The following is a 15,575-nucleotide window of genomic DNA, read 5'->3' as shown; positions in this document are numbered from 1 at the left end:
CCGTGATAATCTAAATTTATAGGTTTTCCATGTCAAAGACTTCGGCTTCCTGCTTATCTGGGAGCACCAAGGCTAGCAGTAAACCAGCAAGGGCAGGTGTTGTCCATGCCATTGAAGCCGCTGCGAATGGCAGACTACTTACAAGATTACTTAAAGCTGTAATACCTAGACTAGATCCGAGAACCTCCGCTACGGAAACCAAGGTCACCAATCCAACTGTCACTTGCATCCCACGTTTTGAAAGTGGTAGGAATTTGTTCACAATCACAATCAAAACTAGGGCAATCGTGATTGGGTAAAGAATCATCAATACAGGTAGTGAGAAAGTAATGATGGTGTTCAAGCCTAGGTTTGCAATCGCAAAACCAATGAAGGTAAAGGCAGTCGCAAAAGTTTTATAAGAATATTGTGGGAAGCGAGAATTAAAGAATTCACCCGTAGCCACAATCAAACCAACTGTTGTTGTGAAGCAGGTCATAGTGATCATGAAGGCCAAGAAAAACTGACCTACAGAACCAAAGACTTGTTGAGTTGCATTCGTTAGAACATAAACCCCTTTATTCACTTCGGCATTGGCCACTACATCTGCTGGAACAGGGAAGGAATTCCCCAACCTTGCAAGTCCGATATAGAGACCACTGAAGGCCAAGGCTACAACCAAACCAACAATCCAGATTGTTGAGATATATTCTTTTTTACTAGAAAACCCTAATTGTTTCAAGGTTTGTACGGCGATTACACTGAAGGCTACAGAAGCCAAAGCATCAAGTGTGTTATAACCCTCCAGGAAACCAGTTCCAAATGCTGCGCTTGCGTAGCCATCAACCGCTGCTTGAGGTGCTTGGCTAAAGTTAGCCAGCCCAAGAACAATCAAGAGAACAATGGAGAGGGCAAAAATCGGTGTCAAAATACGACCAACTGAGTCTAAAATTTTGGAAGGATTCAAAGCAATCAGGTACGCAGCTCCAAAGTACAGGACTGTGAAAATAAAGAGTGCTAGACTTGGATTAAACCCATTTAATAAAGGCTCAATTCCAACACTGAAAGCTGTCGTCGCAGTCCGTGGAATCGCGAAGAAAGGACCAATTGCCAGATATAGGGCTACCAAATAAATCGTCGCGAAGACTGGTGAAATTTTCTTGGAAATTTCATAAACATAACCCTTGGGATTTAGAGTTCCAATAATCAGCGTCAGCACAGCTAAACCAACTCCCGAGACAACAAAACCAAAAATTGCGGGCCAAAAATTTTGTCCAGACAAGACTCCAAGAGCCGGTGGGAAAATCAAGTTACCAGCTCCGAAGAAGATCCCGAACAAAAGAAGCCCCGTTAAGGCACCTTTTTTTACCATAAACATCTCCTTTTTCTAAATATGTGCCTTATTATATAGGACTTTAAAAGCTTTGACAATAGTTTACAGAAAATTAAAGTGGTTTTTCTTACTCTGTTTGATTGTCTTGCAAGAATTTAAGAATCGGATAGCTTACAGTCGGAAAATAGTCTCCTGAAAAATCATGACCTGCCCCATCAATAATCTGAACTTGACCATTTTTCAGATAAGTGCGAGCTTTTTCGCTATAGGAAAATGGGACAATCTCATCCTGATTCCCGTGGAGAATTAAAACCGGACCAGGGTACTTGGCCAACTCCTGATAAATGTTGACGGACCAAACATCTAAAAGATAATTGGGGCTAATCTCAATCGAAAACTGATCAAAAATCTTTGTATCCTCTGGAATTTCCTCAAAAGAATCATAGACCTGATGCGGTAACTCACTAATAATAAAGGCTGGATACATCAGAAGTAAACTCTGGATACGCTTGGGTTCCTGACTAGCAACCAGACTGGCAATCAGACCGCCTTGGCTAATACCAAGGATGCTAGTTTGATCCGGTATGATTTCCGACCAATTTTCACTGGCATCTAGTACACTCTTCAGGTCCTCAACTTGACTAGTCACCGTTAACTCCTTGGCATTGCTACTGCTTTGACTTTTGGGGCCACCATGCACAAAGTCAAAGGTATAGACAGCGTAACCACGAGCTGCCAGCAATTCGGCATAAACCCGCCCTTGTCGATAAGAACCATTAAAACCATGGGCAAAAATAACTAAGGGAACCTTTGACTTACTGTCCGGAATATAGAGGCGTCCCTTTAACTTGCGCGCTCCATCCCGGATATCCCGTTCCTCCATTCGATAATTGGTTTTGGGAAGAGTAATGGCAACTTTTTCTTCCTGGACCTGGTTATCTAGCTCTGGTGCTTGAGTTCCCCCTGCCCAAATAAGACTGATGCCAATGACGATTAGGCACAGTAGGAAACCAATTTTTTTCATCTTAGCCTCCTTTTTCTTTTAGCCTAAAGCCACATCTAAAATCATCATTAAAACAAAACCAATCATGAGTCCTAAGGTTGCTTGGTCTGTATGTCCGTTATTTTGAGAATCAGGGATTAACTCTTCGACGACGACAAAGATCATGGCACCCGCTGCAAAAGAAAGAGCATAGGGAAGCAGGGAGGTCATGGCTAAAACGGCTATAGCTCCCAGAAGGGATCCAATCGGTTCTACGATAGCAGAATTAGCTCCCCAAACAAAAGCCGACCAACGGGAACGTCCTTCTGTCCGAATAGGGACTGCGAGGGCAGCACCTTCGGGAATATTTTGCAGGCCAATCCCTAGAGCTAGACCAATGGCTGAGACTAGAGCTGCTGTATTTCCATCTTGAATGGCTCCAAAGGCAACACCAACGGCTAATCCTTCAGGAAAATTATGAATGGTGATGGCTGAAAAAAGTAGGGCTGTCCGGGATAAACGCTTCTTAGGCTGCAAACCTTCGACTTCTTTTTGACTCAGATGAATATGGGGAATGATCATATCCACTAACCGGAGAAAGAAACCACCTGCTAAAAATCCAATCGCTACGGGTAACCAACTCAGTTTGCCATAAGTCGGCTCCGCAAATTCCAAAGCTGGTGATAAAAGAGACCAAAAAGAAGCGGCAATCATGACCCCAGCGGCAAATCCCATAGTTGTATCTAAGGCCTTACGATTAACATCTTTAAAAAAGAAAACAACAGAGGCACCAAGGGCCGTACAAAACCAGGTAAAGAGACCTGCTCCAAAAGCTAACCAGACTACAGGTTGTTGGGCTAACCATTCCATAAATTACCTCCTAGAGATGGTAAAAAGGGTTGGTGGAAACCCGACTTCCAAGAATGTCCAATTCCCATCCTTCCTCCTGGGACCAACGCTCAAAGAGTGCTGAAACACCGTGTACAAAAAGGATTTCGATATAGTGACCAGGATCGATAGCCCGTAAACCTTGGGATAAGAAGTCTTGAGCATTATGGTAATAGATATCTCCCGTTATCAAAACATCTGCCCCTTTTTCCAAAGCATCCTTGGCAAAAGATTGACCGCTTCCTCCACAGATGGCAACACGGGTAACGGGAGTATCTATGTAACCTGGGTACTCAACTAAACGGACACTGTCCAAATGGAAAGTTTCTTTGACCTTAAGAGCCAAATCTTGAAATTCCATCGACTCAATATCCCCAATCCGTCCAATACCCTGGCCAGGAAGAGTTTCATGCAGAGGTTCTACATGTGTAATTCCAAGCAAGTCACAGAACCAGTCATTCAACCCTCCTTCGACAACATCAATATTGGTATGGGACACATAGACTGCAATATCTGCCTTAATTAAATCCACATAAATCCCATTCATTCCCTGATCATAAACCAAGTTCTTAATGGGACGAAAAATCGGCGCGTGTTTGACAATCAGCAGATCCACTTGGTTGGCAATGGCCTCTTGGACAGTTTGCTCACGAATATCCAAGGTGACCATCACCCGTTTCACATCCTTATCTAACGATCCAATCTGCAATCCAACCTGGTCACCTTCCAGTGACAATTCTGGCGGACAAAAGGCCTCATATCGTTTAAGTACATCTCTAACTTTCATCTAACACCTCGTTTATTGCTGCTAATTTTTGAGCTAATTCCAATCTCTCTTCTTCATGCTCGTCAGGAATTTTAACCAGAAGTCCTTCAATTTTTTCAGCCTCTTTCAACCATTTTTTATAAAACACTTCTGATTTATTTTTTAAGAGATAAGGACCAAAGGTTTGATCTTTCCAACTCAATGCCATCTTCCCCGGCTTTGCTACTAGAATCTCATAAATTTTTCCAGCTTCTTCCAAAATCTCTTCGGCTGTAATATGATAGCCATGCTTTTCTAACCAGATTCTTAATTCATTTTCTCGGTTATTGGGTTGAAGGATAAGAGACTGGATTCCCTGTAACTTGGATTGACCTTGATCCAAAATGGTAGATATCAGTCTCCCTCCCATTCCGGCAATAACAATCTCCTCAATTTCATCCTCAGCATTCATGGCATCTAAGCCTGACGCTAGTCGAACCTGGATCAGCTGACTCAAGCCTTCCTTTTGAACATTTTGACAAGCCGACTGGTAAGGACCTTTCACGACTTCGCCTGCAATGGCAGCGGAGATTATCCCCCTTTTGATCAAGGCAATGGGCAAATAGGCGTGGTCACTCCCCACATCTAAAATTTTTGCTCCAGAACTAACAAAACTAGACACAAGGTCTAAACGTTTCGATAAGGACATTTATTCCTCCAAATTTTTATAATAATAACAGAGAGACTGGACAGGGCAGGTCTCACATTTAGGTTTTCGGGCAGTACAATGATAACGACCAAAAAAAATCAAACGGTGATGGGTCGCAATCCAATCTTTTTTAGGGATTTTAGCCATGAGATCTTGTTCAATCTGCTCGACGCTGGCATCCTGGGCCGAGATATTCAGCCGCTTAGCAATCCGACTGACATGGGTATCGACCGCAATAGCTGGAATGTGATAAATTTCCCCCAGAACGACATTGGCCGTCTTTCGCCCAACCCCCGGTAAGGATTCTAATTCTTTATGAGTTTTGGGGACTTGGCCATCAAACCGTTCTAAGATTTCCTGCGCTGTGCGAATAATATTTTTGGCTTTGGATTTGTAAAGACCGATATGACGAATGGTCTCTTCTACCTCCGGTAAGGGGGCCTTGGCTAAGTCTTCAATTTCTGGGTACTTGGCCCACAAACCGGGTGTGATCTTATTAACGGATTTATCGGTTGCTTGAGCTGATAAAATGACCGCAATCAACAGTTGAAAGGGCGTCTCATACTCCAATTCCCCACGAGCATTTGGAAACATGTCCGCAATGATATCTAGAATACGCTTTAATTTAACCCGTCCAATCATTCCCCCAACCTCCACAAATTTACGTTGTTTTTAAATTCCTCGCTAGCTGAGATTTTACGTGTTTTCTGTAAATTCCATTCTTCACGACGTCGATTCACCTGTTCCACTGTTTGAATTCCTTCATTCACCCAATTGCGGAGAATTGTTTGCCAATAACGCCAACTGGTCTTTCCATTCAAGACTGATTCTCGAACAGCTTCTTTGATTAACACAACCGAAAAATCTCGTGCCCATTTCTGAAGGTCTTCAATTTCAATAGGATTTAATAAGCGACCGTAAGATTCCTGTATGAAGGTCAAGAGATCTTTAAACTCCTGTGCTTCACTTTTAGGTTCTTGTCCTTTTTCTAAATCGGCCGCCATTTGATCTAGTCGTTCAAACAGAGGCGTTGCATCATAATAGAGCCCTCCTTTTCCTTCCTGGTTGCTGGTCTCTTGGAAGCGAAGAGAACCCGATTGAATCAAACTATTTAAACACCCTCGTATCGTTTCCCTCTCCAAACCCGAGCGCTTAGCCAATTCATCGATAGAAATACTGGCCCCTTTGGTCGCATTTTCTACATAGGCCAACTGCCACACCAGAAATTCTTCCGCAGACCCAAATAAGTTTCCTAATTGTTCAAAAAGAAAGGCCGGCAGGACTAGCTGTCCCGTCTGGTATATTTGGTAATAAGCCATAATGCTCCTTTACTAGATTTTTTCTACTGAGAATATATTCCCATTCCATACTCTCTATTATACATTTTTTCGATGCGGACGAAAAAAATCTTCTTGAAGTTTCCTTCAAGAAGATCAACATTAATAATGCATGAGAACTTTATAGTCGTAATCACCAATGGCTTCGCGACCATTCAAGTCATCCAATTCGATTAGGAATGCACAGCCTGCAACAATACCACCTAAACGCTCAATCATCTCGATGGTCGCTTTAACAGTCCCACCTGTTGCCAATAAATCATCAACAATGAGGACACGTTGACCTGGTTTAATGGAGTCTGCATGCATGGTAAGAGTGTCAAGTCCATATTCCTTTTCATAATCTGCAGAAATCACTTCGCGTGGAAGTTTTCCAGGCTTACGGACAGGTGCAAAACCAATTCCAAGTTCATAGGCAACTGGACAGCCCACAATAAATCCACGAGCTTCAGGTCCTACAATCATATCAATCTTCTTATCAGTCGCGTATTGAACAATTTCCCGGACGGCGTAAGAGTAAGCATTTCCATTCGCCATCAAAGGACTGATGTCACGGAAGGTTACCCCTTCCTGCGGATAATTTTCAATTGTAGCAATATAATCTTTTAAGTTCATAATCGACTTTCTATCAAAATGTTTTACAATCCATTCTACCATACTTCAAGTAGAATAGCTAGAAGTCAGTCACAAATAAATCCAGGCTTATAGAGTCTCCAGCGGAAAATGAAGCAAATAATCATAGATATCTTCTACTGAATCCAAAGCCATTTTTTCTTGGAAATGAGCCAACTCTTTCAAATTCTGATAAATCTGACTCTCCTCGATGGATCGTCTGGCAGCATTCGGATTTTCCTTCAGAATCCCATCCTCAATGGTCACAAATTCCAATTCTTGGAAAATTTGCAACATCTTAATGAGGAGTGGACGTTGGATTTTCAAATAAGTCGCCAGTTCATTTAATTTGTAACGAACATCAAATTCTGGAAACTGCTTGATCGTTTTATACAGCAAGGCAAATTGATCCCTCGTTCCAACACCCGTAAGATAATAAGCTTCCTTGATGGTGTTTTTGAAATAAAAAACCTGTGGTTTCCGTTCTTGGATAAACCGTGCTAAGGGCTCCACTATTTCCGGAAGTTGGTCTAAGACATAAGCCCTTGCTTGCGGAACATTAGCTGGAAAATCCTCCGTAAACTCCAGAACCGGAACAGAATCAGGGAGTGGCAATTTTGCTGAACGAATATTGTAGAGTTGGAGACCGTCAATCCTGGCATCCACCATCATGAGCTGAAGGCTAGTCTGTCCATTCCACTGATTTACAGCCAAGGTTACTAGAAGTTGGAGCTTTTTAGCCTGTGAGAACTCTAAGGCCAAGTTTCCATAGCCAAAACCAACAACCTCAAAGGCAGACTCCCCTTGGGAAATCTTTAGTTTAAGATGGGCATTTCCTTGCCCCATGCTTCTGCTAGCTTCCACTTGAAAATCAGAAATATAAAAAACGGGTTGCCGATTCTCCATTCCAAATGGAGCTAGTTGCTGAAATTGCTCCAGCGTTTTTAGACTTAAATGCTGTAAATCTAAGGTTTCATCCACTTGATAGGCAGGTTTATCCTTTGGATCCAAGCCAAGATTGGCAATGTAATCTTCCAAAACCGCTTTTAAGGCTGGTACCTTCTCTAATGCCAAGGTCATTCCTGCCGCACCTGCATGTCCCCCAAAGGCGACAAATAACTCTCTATGTGGATCCAAAGCTTCAAAAAGATGGATGCGTTCAGGACTACGTGCAGACCCCTTAGCCTTTTCACCATCACTACTCAGAACAATGACAGGTTGCCCCGTCTCTTCCAACAGTCGACCAGCGACAATCCCTAACACTCCCGGGTTCCAACCTTCATGAACTAGGACTTGTGCCTTGGCCTCAGGATCTAGTTGCGCACGCGTCTCTTCATAAATCGCTTGTACCAGCTCCTTGCGTTCCGTATTTTTGGCATCAATCATCTGGGCTAGCTCATGAGCCACCTCGTCATCAAAGCCCGTTAGAAGCTCCAAGGCTGGATTTGGATCATCTAGACGTCCCAAAGCATTCAAGCGAGGAGCAATCTGAAAACCAACCGTTTCCTCGTTAGCTTCATCCAGCTTGAGCAAAGCGACTGCAGCCAATTCCTGCAAGCCAATCCGCTGGGTTTGTTGCAAAATCTTCAGACCGTAAGACACTAGAATACGATTTTCACCGACCAAGGGAACCATATCTGCGATGGTCCCGATGGCAACTAGATCTAAGAAATCTTGCACCACATCCCCGACCAGGGCACAAGCCAGTTTAAAAGCCACTCCAACGCCTGCCAAATGATGAAAAGGATACGGATCTCCAGGTAATTCCGGATGAATAATCGCATAGGCAGGTGGCAAGACTTCTGGCAGCGCGTGGTGGTCCGTTACAATGACATCTACTCCAACCTCATTCGCATACTCCAAGGCTTCGTGACCAGCCACCCCATTATCAACAGTGATAATCAGAGAAATCTTCTGATTTTCGATGAAGTACTTATAGACACTCTTATTGGGACCATACCCATCCGTAAATCGATTCGGGAGGTAAACTTCAACCTCTGCTCCCATTTCCTCCAGAACTTCCTTCATAATGGAAGCACTGGTCATGCCATCAGCATCGTAATCCCCATAAACCAGAATCGCTTCCCCATTCTGAATCGCCTCTTCTATTCGGGCCACAGCTTTTTCCATATCGTGAAAAAGGAAAGGATCGGCAAGATCTTCTAAATTTGGCTTTAGAAAAGCTTCAAGCGCCTCCTTGCTTTGAACCCCACGTTGGTAAAGGAGATCCGCAACGGATTCTTCCAGACCAAACGTTTTGGCTTCCGCGATAAAATCCTGATCTTCTACTTTTGGCCGAAATTGCCAATCGTATTTTGCTTCTATCATTTAGATCCCCTACTCTACAGTGGAATTTCTTCTAAATCTTTGACAACATGGACATTGGAAAAGAGACTAGCAGCGTCATCCCGCATTTGACTAATGTCTTTTGCCAAAAAGCGTGGGCTAATGTGGTTCAATAAAAGGCGCTTCGCACCGGCTTCCTTAGCGACTTTAGCAGCGTCCATATTGGTGGAGTGGCCATGGTTGCGTGCCAATTTTTCATCCCCTTTGCCATAAGTGGCTTCATGAACTAAGATATCAGCGCCGACTCCCAGGCGGACACTCGCGTTGGTCTTGCGAGTATCACCGAGTATTGTAATCACTTTCCCAGGCCGAGGTGGTGAGAGATAGTCCTTAGCTTTTATCAGACGACCATCTTCCAAAGTAATATCTTCCCCTTTTTTGATTTTTCCAAATAGAGGACCGAAAGGAACCCCTGCTTGCTTCAAAGCTTCGGCATCCAACGTTCCTTCTAAATCCTTTTGAATAACCCGGTAGCCCACACAGAAAATACTGTGATCAAGGGCCTCCGCATAGACTTTAAACTGGTCTGTTTCCATCATCAATCCGAGCTGTTTGGCATCAAATTCATGAAAATGAATACGATAAGGGAGACGGGAGCCGGAAAGACGAAGACTATTTAAAACATAGCTTCGAATCCCCACCGGACCATAGATATCCAGATCTGTTTGTTCTTCGTTGGCTTGAAAAGCCCGACTGGACAAGAAACCAGGCAGACCAAATATGTGATCGCCATGCAGGTGCGTAATAAAAATTTTGCTGACCTTGCGTGGTCGAATGCTGGTATGAAGAATCTGGTTCTGTGTCCCTTCCCCACAATCAAAAAGCCAAACTTCATTGATTTCATCTAAAAGTTTTAGGGCCAAACTGGAAACATTTCGGGCTTTTGAGGGTTGACCCGCACTGGTCCCTAAAAATTGTAATTCCATTCTTTCTCCTCCATTACTACTGTAAGCTGACGTTCCTTGGAACCATACCAGAGGAGAGTTTCAACTTCTTGTTTCATTAATTGTTCAAGTAAATCTTCTTGGCTATAGGAAACCATTTTCTGACTGCCATCATTTAGTATCAACCGATCTGTTAATGGCGTCAAGGCCTCTTCACTCCTAATATCCTGTGTCACCTGTGGACGTAAGATGATACGACCTTCAACATGTCCAACTAGGTGGTTTGGAAAAATAGTCGCAATTTCCAAAAGCAATGCAGGTGTTACAGCTGCTTCCATTTGAGGGAATACCTGTCCCAGACCACTTTCATCAAGCAGAGCCAATCCGTAGGCCTTACCAGACAAATTCAAACGAATAAACGGCTTTGTTTCCACAAATGTGGGCTCTTTTTGAAAGAGGTCAAAGGCCCGACTCATTTCTAACAGGTAATCCATAGCCTCTTTAGGACCCTTCTTCTGATATAACTCTGCAAAGTAAGCATTCAAAACACTTGGGGGAGGAGTAATCCAGGCTAGGATCTCGCTATCTGTCTTCCCTTGTAAAACGTGTTCTAGATAGTTGCGATCCAGAGACGTATAGCCTCCCAAACTAATCGCACGTTCAATCCATTTATTCATAAAAGGCTTCTAATCTCCATTTATTTTTTTCCGCAATCCAACCTGAGACAGTTAATCCCTCTTGATCATATTCGCGTTTACCAATCAAGGCTAGTTCTTCTAATTCATGTAACTTGTACTGTTTTGACAGCGGCAAACGAATTTCAAAGGGCTGCCATAAAACCTTCAATTTATTGAGAATGATTTCTTTAAGTTCCTCTTTGGCGGAAGGAGAATAGGCTGAAATGCTGCTAGAAGGGTTGAGGGTCGGTACAAAATCGTCAATTCGATCCAACTTATTATAAAGAGTAATCCGTGGAATCTGATCCATCTCTAATTCCTGCATCAAAGCAAGCACAGTCTCCTCTTCCTGCTCATGGTAAGGATCACTGGCATCAATAACATGGATAAGTAAGTCCACATGTTTGCTTTCTTCCAATGTTGACGTAAAACTGGCTACTAACTCAGTTGGTAAATCCTGGATAAAACCAACTGTATCTGTCAGGGTTGCCTGTAAATTTTGATCAAGATGGATTTTTTTGGTTGTCGCATCCAAGGTCGCAAAAAGCTCATCAGCCTCATACTGGGGACTCTCTCCAAGAATATTCATAATGGTGGACTTGCCCGCATTAGTGTAACCGATCAAACCAATCTGTAAATCCGGACTTTCCAAACGCTTTTGGCGAATTCGGCTCCGATTTTTTTCAACGGCCTTTAACTGGTGTTCAATATCCGTAATTTGGTTCCGTACAGCCCGACGATTTAGTTCTAGTTGACTTTCACCAGGACCTCGGGAGCCAATCCCTCCCCCCTGTCGACTGAGCATAATCCCCTGTCCCACTAAGCGTGGCAATAGGTATTGAAGTTGGGCTAGATGAACCTGCAATTTGCCCTCATAAGATCTGGCTCTTAGGGCAAAAATATCTAGGATCAACTGCATTCGATCAATGACCTTCACTCCCCATTGGGTTTCCAGATAGCTGTTTTGACGAGGAGTCAAACGATTATTTACAATCACACTATCTATTTCTTCTGCTTCAATCCAGTTCTTAATCTCCTCTACCTTACCACTACCAATCAGACTCCTGGCATCAATCCGCTCCCGTTTTTGAACAATTTCTCGTACAACCTTGGCACCAGCCGTTTGGGCAAGGCGAGCTAACTCTTCCATGGACATTAGAAAATGGTCCATTTTAGGTAATTCTACACCGATTAAGAGAACCCGTTCTTGTTCTTTTTCCGTATTAATCATTTAAAAAATCCTCGACCAATTTCTGAATCTCATCTTTAAAGTCTGGTGTCGAAACCAGAAAGAAATTCGGTTTCATGCGATTGCGAAACCAAGTCAACTGCCGCTTGGCAAAATGACGGGTATTCTTCTTCACAGTATCAAGGGCAGATTCTAAGCTGGTTTCTCCTTCAAAATAAGGAAAAAGCTCTTTGTAGCCAATTCCACGAGCTGCTTGAGTTTGCGGATGGTTGTTATAAAGCCAACGAGCTTCCTCTAATAGACCATCCTCAACCATTTCATCAACCCGCTGGTTAATCCGCTGGTACAGGACCTCTCGATCATCATCCAAGGCAATCAAAAGGGCTTCAAAATCCTGTTCCTGATTGACCAAGTCTTGACCAAACTTATCTAACTCCAGCGCTCGGGTGGCACGACGCCGATTGATTTCGCGAATCGAAATCCCCTTCTGATTTACCAGCTCGTACAAAGCTTCCGTTTCTAAAGCTTCAAGTTCTTGTCGATAGGCCAAGAGGGCCGCTTGATCCAACTGTCCTCCTAGATGGTACCCTTCCAGAAGACTTTGTAAATAGAGACCTGTCCCACCTACAATCATCGGTAGGGCACCTCTTTGGGCAATTTCTTCAATCTTGATTGTAGCTTCTTGAACAAAATCAAAAGCCGAATACCCCTGATCGACTTCTCTCACATCCAACAAATGATGGGGAACCAATTCCTGTTCAGCCCGAGTAACCTTGGCAGTTCCGATATCCAGACTACGATAAACCTGTTGACTATCCCCTGAGATAATCTCCCCATTAAATTTCTGAGCCAACTCAATCCCCAGAGCAGACTTTCCGACCGCAGTTGGCCCCATGATAACAATTAACTTGGTTTTCATTTTTTTCCTTGAAAAATTCTTCCATTTTCTGTACCATATATTATAACACAGAAAAAGGAGATAGACTTATGGCAAACAATTTTGGTAAAGGTCTTTTGACTGGAATCCTTGGAACTGCAGCTGCTGTTGCAGGAGCTGTTTACGCAGTCCACAAAACCATCATTGAACCTGAGGAACAAAAAGCAGCTTTCATCGAAGAAAACCGTAAAAAAGCTGCCCGCAAACGCGTATCCCACTAATCCAAAAGAGGCTGGAATTCACAGCCTCTTTTTCTATATTTGCTCACTATACAAATTACAAGTCAGAGCCTCATATCTTTTGAAAAATGATAGCGTTTGCAATATAATGGTACTAAGAATATCAATTGGTGGTTCCCTATGAAAGCAATGGTTTATCAAGGAGAAGGCAACAACGTTCTCATCGAAAAAGATGTACCACAAGTCCAAAAGGCTACGGATGCAGTTGTTAAAATACTTCAGACTACAATTTGTGGAACTGATTTACATATTATCGGAGGAGATGTTCCTGAAGTTCCTTTAGGTACGACTTTGGGACATGAAGGAATCGGTATTGTAGAGGAAATTGGTTCAGCAGTCTCTAATTTTAAAGTAGGTGATAAAGTCCTCATTTCCTGTATCACCTCTTGCGGTAAATGTTATTACTGCAAACAAAACATTCAAGCTCACTGTGAAGATGGCGGCTGGATTCTAGGGCATCTCATTGATGGAACACAGGCAGAGTATGTTCGAATCCCTCACGCCGATAACAGCCTTTACCATGCACCAGAAACAGTTTCCGATGATGCTTTGGTTATGTTAAGTGACATTCTACCAACAGGTTTTGAAATTGGAGTCTTAGATGGCCACATCAAACCTGGACAGTCAGTTGCAATTGTCGGTGCTGGCCCAGTGGGACTAGCTGCTCTAATCACTGCCCAATTTTATTCACCTGCTCAATTGATTATGATTGACTTAGATACCAATCGGCTAGAACAAGCTCAGAAAATGGGTGCCACTACTACGATTCAATCCAGTAACATTACAGAGATACAAGAACAGATTCTGGAGATAACCGATGGACGTGGGGTCGATGTTGCCATCGAATGTGTTGGCTATCCTCAAACATTTGATATTTGTCAAAAAATTATAGCCATCGGTGGTCATATTGCGAATGCTGGTGTCCATGGCAAACCCGTCAATTTTGAACTGGAGAAACTCTGGATTAAAAATATTACGCTTTCAACTGGCTTAGTAAGTGCAAACACTACTGACATGCTCTTGAAAGTCATTCAATCCGGGAAAATGGATCCTCAATTACTAGTAACACATCACTACAACCTATCAGACTTTGACCAAGCCTATGATACCTTTAAAAACGCTAGCCGAGAAAACGCCTTAAAAGTCATCGTGAAAAACAATCTCTCCTAACATACAGCACACATGAAAAGCAGGGACAAAAGAAAATCCCTGCTTTTCATTTTCGATATCCTAAAAGTAAAGGATGAACAATTACTTTTGAACCCTAAAGCAAATCCAGCACCTTTGGGACACTTTGATATGAAAACCAATAGCAATCTCTTTACCCATATCAGCATGCAGGCAAAAGATGAAATCGGAGAGATGTTTTCTTCCTACGTAGATTTTTAGTTTTTAGGTCGGAAATTGGGTCGGACTTTTTCAAAAATATACAAGAACAAATAAGAATGTTTTAGAAAAGAAAAATAAAAACCTTGATAAATCAAGATTTCTAGTAATATATAGAAAGTTTTAAAAATTTATAAAAACCTATAATGGAGCCGGTGGGAGTTTCTAAAACAGCGGTATAATCATCTATTTTACAATAAGGGTCTGTTTTGGGGACTGAATCGAAAAACCACCCCTGCTCGGAGTGGCTGGCGTTAGAAAATCAATGGTCCTTTCCATTAATTTTATTCATTGTAACATATTTCTGCGCTCTTGGATAAGTTGAGTGAGTTCGTCCAGGTCTTCAAGGGTGGCCTTGTTCCGGATGAAACTCCGAGCGCTGGAGCGGGAACTGAGGTAGGAACGACGCTCCTTATTGTTCTCTGCCCATTTCTGATTTGCTTTTTGTTGAGATTCTGATACTGGCACTAATTCTTACCTCCAAACTTCTTCTTTAAATATAGTTTATAGCAGTTTCTAACAACAAAAGAAACGATGATAAGTAAAAATAAATAAATCATATTATTGTCAAGTAAATGTGATATACTAAAAATAAGAGGTGGGGCTTCCGCCCCTTTCTCTTACTTCTTATTGAGTTCCCGCTTGTGTTCAAGCACTTGTTTGTGCCATAAGCGAGCTTCTCTGACCAAACCTAGCACGATGATTGGAATTGCGAGTTCTTCATCTGCTAGGTTTTTTAGTAGTTCTAACATTTACTTTTCCTCCTTTCTTTAATTATATTATACTAAACGTAGTAGATACTGTCAAGCGATATTTGGGAAAAATTGCAATAAAAAAGCCCTCCGCGCGGGAGGGGAGAGGTTAGGCTATGCATAACCCTTCGCTTATAACTTTATCGTACTGATTCTTGGAAATTTTTCTAGATTTATCGCTGATTTCAGCAAGACTCTCTTTTGACTTGTTGGATTTAACAATTACACAAGCCATAATATACCAATTAGCCACTCTCGCAGCAGAAACATCTTCTTTGTCAAGTATAGTTTTTAGTTCTGACTTGAGCATTTCTGTTTGAGTTCTGTCTATTGGCTTTGCGTTTTCCATGGTTTCTTTTGAAGTGAAAGATACCTCGGTATCAGCAAATGATAAGGCGACCATTGATAAAACAGGGTATTTATCGGCAATAGCCATCGCTTCCTCTCTTATCAAGTATCTCTCATGACTATGTATATCTATCACCGCTTCAGCCATGACTTCCTTATCTATTTGTGATTCTCTCCTATACATTACAAAAATCAATGCCAAAAAGAAAGCGGTAAAAATAAATGTTACCAT

At 42.4% G+C, this 15,575-nt stretch carries 19 protein-coding genes; 3 read left to right on the top strand and 16 right to left on the bottom strand.

Annotation, left to right across the window (positions count from 1 at the left end; genetic code table 11):
- Window positions 1-16: 16 nt before the first annotated feature.
- The 13 genes from brnQ to miaA form a co-directional block, all read right to left on the bottom strand.
- Window positions 17-1,351: a branched-chain amino acid transport system II carrier protein gene (brnQ, locus tag I2503_RS00455; RefSeq protein ID WP_196966661.1), complete on the bottom strand. Its 1,335-nt coding sequence runs from the start codon at window positions 1,349-1,351 to the stop codon at window positions 17-19.
- Window positions 1,352-1,439: 88 nt separating this feature from the next.
- Window positions 1,440-2,336 carry an alpha/beta fold hydrolase gene (locus I2503_RS00450; protein ID WP_196966660.1) on the bottom strand — a complete coding sequence of 299 codons (897 nt, stop codon included), beginning with the start codon at window positions 2,334-2,336 and terminating at the stop codon, window positions 1,440-1,442.
- Between the two features lie 18 nt (window positions 2,337-2,354).
- Window positions 2,355-3,164, bottom strand: a complete 810-nt coding sequence (locus I2503_RS00445; RefSeq protein ID WP_196966659.1) for a ZIP family metal transporter — start codon at window positions 3,162-3,164, stop codon at window positions 2,355-2,357.
- A 10-nt stretch (window positions 3,165-3,174) separates the two neighbouring features.
- Entirely contained in the window at window positions 3,175-3,969 is a 795-nt protein-coding gene (locus I2503_RS00440) for a Nif3-like dinuclear metal center hexameric protein (protein WP_196090846.1), read from the bottom strand.
- Window positions 3,959-4,636 (bottom strand): tRNA (adenine(22)-N(1))-methyltransferase TrmK, encoded by a 678-nt coding sequence (locus I2503_RS00435; RefSeq protein ID WP_196966658.1) that lies wholly within the window; start codon window positions 4,634-4,636, stop codon window positions 3,959-3,961. The genes I2503_RS00440 and I2503_RS00435 overlap by 11 nt, the downstream gene beginning before the upstream one ends.
- The gene (nth, locus tag I2503_RS00430; RefSeq protein ID WP_196966657.1) at window positions 4,637-5,278 is read right to left on the bottom strand and encodes an endonuclease III; all 642 of its coding nucleotides are present in this window, start codon (window positions 5,276-5,278) and stop codon (window positions 4,637-4,639) included.
- Window positions 5,275-5,955, bottom strand: a complete 681-nt coding sequence (locus tag I2503_RS00425) for a DnaD domain protein (protein ID WP_196966656.1) — start codon at window positions 5,953-5,955, stop codon at window positions 5,275-5,277. Before I2503_RS00425 ends, nth begins: the two co-directional genes overlap by 4 nt.
- A gap of 120 nt (window positions 5,956-6,075) precedes the next feature.
- Window positions 6,076-6,588 (bottom strand): adenine phosphoribosyltransferase, encoded by a 513-nt coding sequence (locus I2503_RS00420; RefSeq protein ID WP_196090842.1) that lies wholly within the window; start codon window positions 6,586-6,588, stop codon window positions 6,076-6,078.
- 87 nt (window positions 6,589-6,675) lie between these two features.
- On the bottom strand, window positions 6,676-8,913 hold the full coding sequence (gene recJ, locus I2503_RS00415) for a single-stranded-DNA-specific exonuclease RecJ (RefSeq protein WP_196966655.1): 2,238 nt from the start codon (window positions 8,911-8,913) through the stop codon (window positions 6,676-6,678).
- Between the two features lie 14 nt (window positions 8,914-8,927).
- Window positions 8,928-9,857 carry a ribonuclease Z gene (gene rnz / locus I2503_RS00410; protein WP_196966654.1) on the bottom strand — a complete coding sequence of 310 codons (930 nt, stop codon included), beginning with the start codon at window positions 9,855-9,857 and terminating at the stop codon, window positions 8,928-8,930.
- The gene (locus I2503_RS00405; protein ID WP_196966653.1) at window positions 9,839-10,492 is read right to left on the bottom strand and encodes a cystathionine beta-lyase; all 654 of its coding nucleotides are present in this window, start codon (window positions 10,490-10,492) and stop codon (window positions 9,839-9,841) included. The genes rnz and I2503_RS00405 overlap by 19 nt, the downstream gene beginning before the upstream one ends.
- The gene (gene hflX, locus I2503_RS00400; protein WP_196966652.1) at window positions 10,485-11,723 is read right to left on the bottom strand and encodes a GTPase HflX; all 1,239 of its coding nucleotides are present in this window, start codon (window positions 11,721-11,723) and stop codon (window positions 10,485-10,487) included. Before hflX ends, I2503_RS00405 begins: the two co-directional genes overlap by 8 nt.
- A complete protein-coding gene (gene miaA / locus I2503_RS00395) occupies window positions 11,716-12,600 on the bottom strand; it encodes a tRNA (adenosine(37)-N6)-dimethylallyltransferase MiaA (RefSeq protein ID WP_196090837.1) in 885 nt (294 codons plus the stop codon). The genes hflX and miaA overlap by 8 nt, the downstream gene beginning before the upstream one ends.
- 68 nt (window positions 12,601-12,668) lie before the next feature.
- Between miaA and I2503_RS00390 the strand changes: the two genes are divergently transcribed.
- From I2503_RS00390 to I2503_RS00380, 3 genes are all read left to right on the top strand, one after another.
- Window positions 12,669-12,839 carry a DUF3042 family protein gene (locus I2503_RS00390; RefSeq protein ID WP_196090836.1) on the top strand — a complete coding sequence of 57 codons (171 nt, stop codon included), beginning with the start codon at window positions 12,669-12,671 and terminating at the stop codon, window positions 12,837-12,839.
- Between the two features lie 138 nt (window positions 12,840-12,977).
- Window positions 12,978-14,027 carry a zinc-dependent alcohol dehydrogenase family protein gene (locus tag I2503_RS00385; RefSeq protein ID WP_196966651.1) on the top strand — a complete coding sequence of 350 codons (1,050 nt, stop codon included), beginning with the start codon at window positions 12,978-12,980 and terminating at the stop codon, window positions 14,025-14,027.
- Between the two features lie 87 nt (window positions 14,028-14,114).
- A complete protein-coding gene (locus tag I2503_RS00380) occupies window positions 14,115-14,246 on the top strand; it encodes an integrase (protein WP_196966650.1) in 132 nt (43 codons plus the stop codon).
- Between the two features lie 285 nt (window positions 14,247-14,531).
- Here the strand turns inward: I2503_RS00380 and I2503_RS09835 are convergent, their stop codons facing one another.
- From I2503_RS09835 to I2503_RS00375, 3 genes are all read right to left on the bottom strand, one after another.
- The gene (locus I2503_RS09835; protein ID WP_348769616.1) at window positions 14,532-14,711 is read right to left on the bottom strand and encodes a hypothetical protein; all 180 of its coding nucleotides are present in this window, start codon (window positions 14,709-14,711) and stop codon (window positions 14,532-14,534) included.
- A gap of 152 nt (window positions 14,712-14,863) precedes the next feature.
- The gene (locus tag I2503_RS09740) at window positions 14,864-14,995 is read right to left on the bottom strand and encodes a hypothetical protein (RefSeq protein WP_282097714.1); all 132 of its coding nucleotides are present in this window, start codon (window positions 14,993-14,995) and stop codon (window positions 14,864-14,866) included.
- Between the two features lie 109 nt (window positions 14,996-15,104).
- A complete protein-coding gene (locus I2503_RS00375; RefSeq protein WP_196966649.1) occupies window positions 15,105-15,575 on the bottom strand; it encodes a hypothetical protein in 471 nt (156 codons plus the stop codon).

This window comes from Streptococcus sp. NLN64 (assembly GCF_015831295.1).
Lineage (GTDB): Bacteria > Bacillota > Bacilli > Lactobacillales > Streptococcaceae > Streptococcus.
This window is presented reverse-complemented; position numbering and strand designations above follow the sequence as displayed.

Coding starts and splice junctions, on each gene's coding strand:
- miaA (WP_196090837.1), bottom strand. CDS start 12,600: ATGAAAACCAAGTTAATTGTTATCATGGGGCCAACTGCGGTCGGAAAG.
- brnQ (WP_196966661.1), bottom strand. CDS start 1,351: ATGGTAAAAAAAGGTGCCTTAACGGGGCTTCTTTTGTTCGGGATCTTC.
- nth (WP_196966657.1), bottom strand. CDS start 5,278: ATGATTGGACGGGTTAAATTAAAGCGTATTCTAGATATCATTGCGGAC.
- I2503_RS00425 (WP_196966656.1), bottom strand. CDS start 5,955: ATGGCTTATTACCAAATATACCAGACGGGACAGCTAGTCCTGCCGGCC.
- I2503_RS00450 (WP_196966660.1), bottom strand. CDS start 2,336: ATGAAAAAAATTGGTTTCCTACTGTGCCTAATCGTCATTGGCATCAGT.
- rnz (WP_196966654.1), bottom strand. CDS start 9,857: ATGGAATTACAATTTTTAGGGACCAGTGCGGGTCAACCCTCAAAAGCC.
- I2503_RS00385 (WP_196966651.1), top strand. CDS start 12,978: ATGAAAGCAATGGTTTATCAAGGAGAAGGCAACAACGTTCTCATCGAA.
- I2503_RS00440 (WP_196090846.1), bottom strand. CDS start 3,969: ATGAAAGTTAGAGATGTACTTAAACGATATGAGGCCTTTTGTCCGCCA.
- I2503_RS00435 (WP_196966658.1), bottom strand. CDS start 4,636: ATGTCCTTATCGAAACGTTTAGACCTTGTGTCTAGTTTTGTTAGTTCT.
- I2503_RS09740 (WP_282097714.1), bottom strand. CDS start 14,995: ATGTTAGAACTACTAAAAAACCTAGCAGATGAAGAACTCGCAATTCCA.
- recJ (WP_196966655.1), bottom strand. CDS start 8,913: ATGATAGAAGCAAAATACGATTGGCAATTTCGGCCAAAAGTAGAAGAT.
- I2503_RS00405 (WP_196966653.1), bottom strand. CDS start 10,492: ATGAATAAATGGATTGAACGTGCGATTAGTTTGGGAGGCTATACGTCT.
- I2503_RS00420 (WP_196090842.1), bottom strand. CDS start 6,588: ATGAACTTAAAAGATTATATTGCTACAATTGAAAATTATCCGCAGGAA.
- I2503_RS00445 (WP_196966659.1), bottom strand. CDS start 3,164: ATGGAATGGTTAGCCCAACAACCTGTAGTCTGGTTAGCTTTTGGAGCA.
- hflX (WP_196966652.1), bottom strand. CDS start 11,723: ATGATTAATACGGAAAAAGAACAAGAACGGGTTCTCTTAATCGGTGTA.
- I2503_RS00375 (WP_196966649.1), bottom strand. CDS start 15,575: ATGGTAACATTTATTTTTACCGCTTTCTTTTTGGCATTGATTTTTGTA.
- I2503_RS00390 (WP_196090836.1), top strand. CDS start 12,669: ATGGCAAACAATTTTGGTAAAGGTCTTTTGACTGGAATCCTTGGAACT.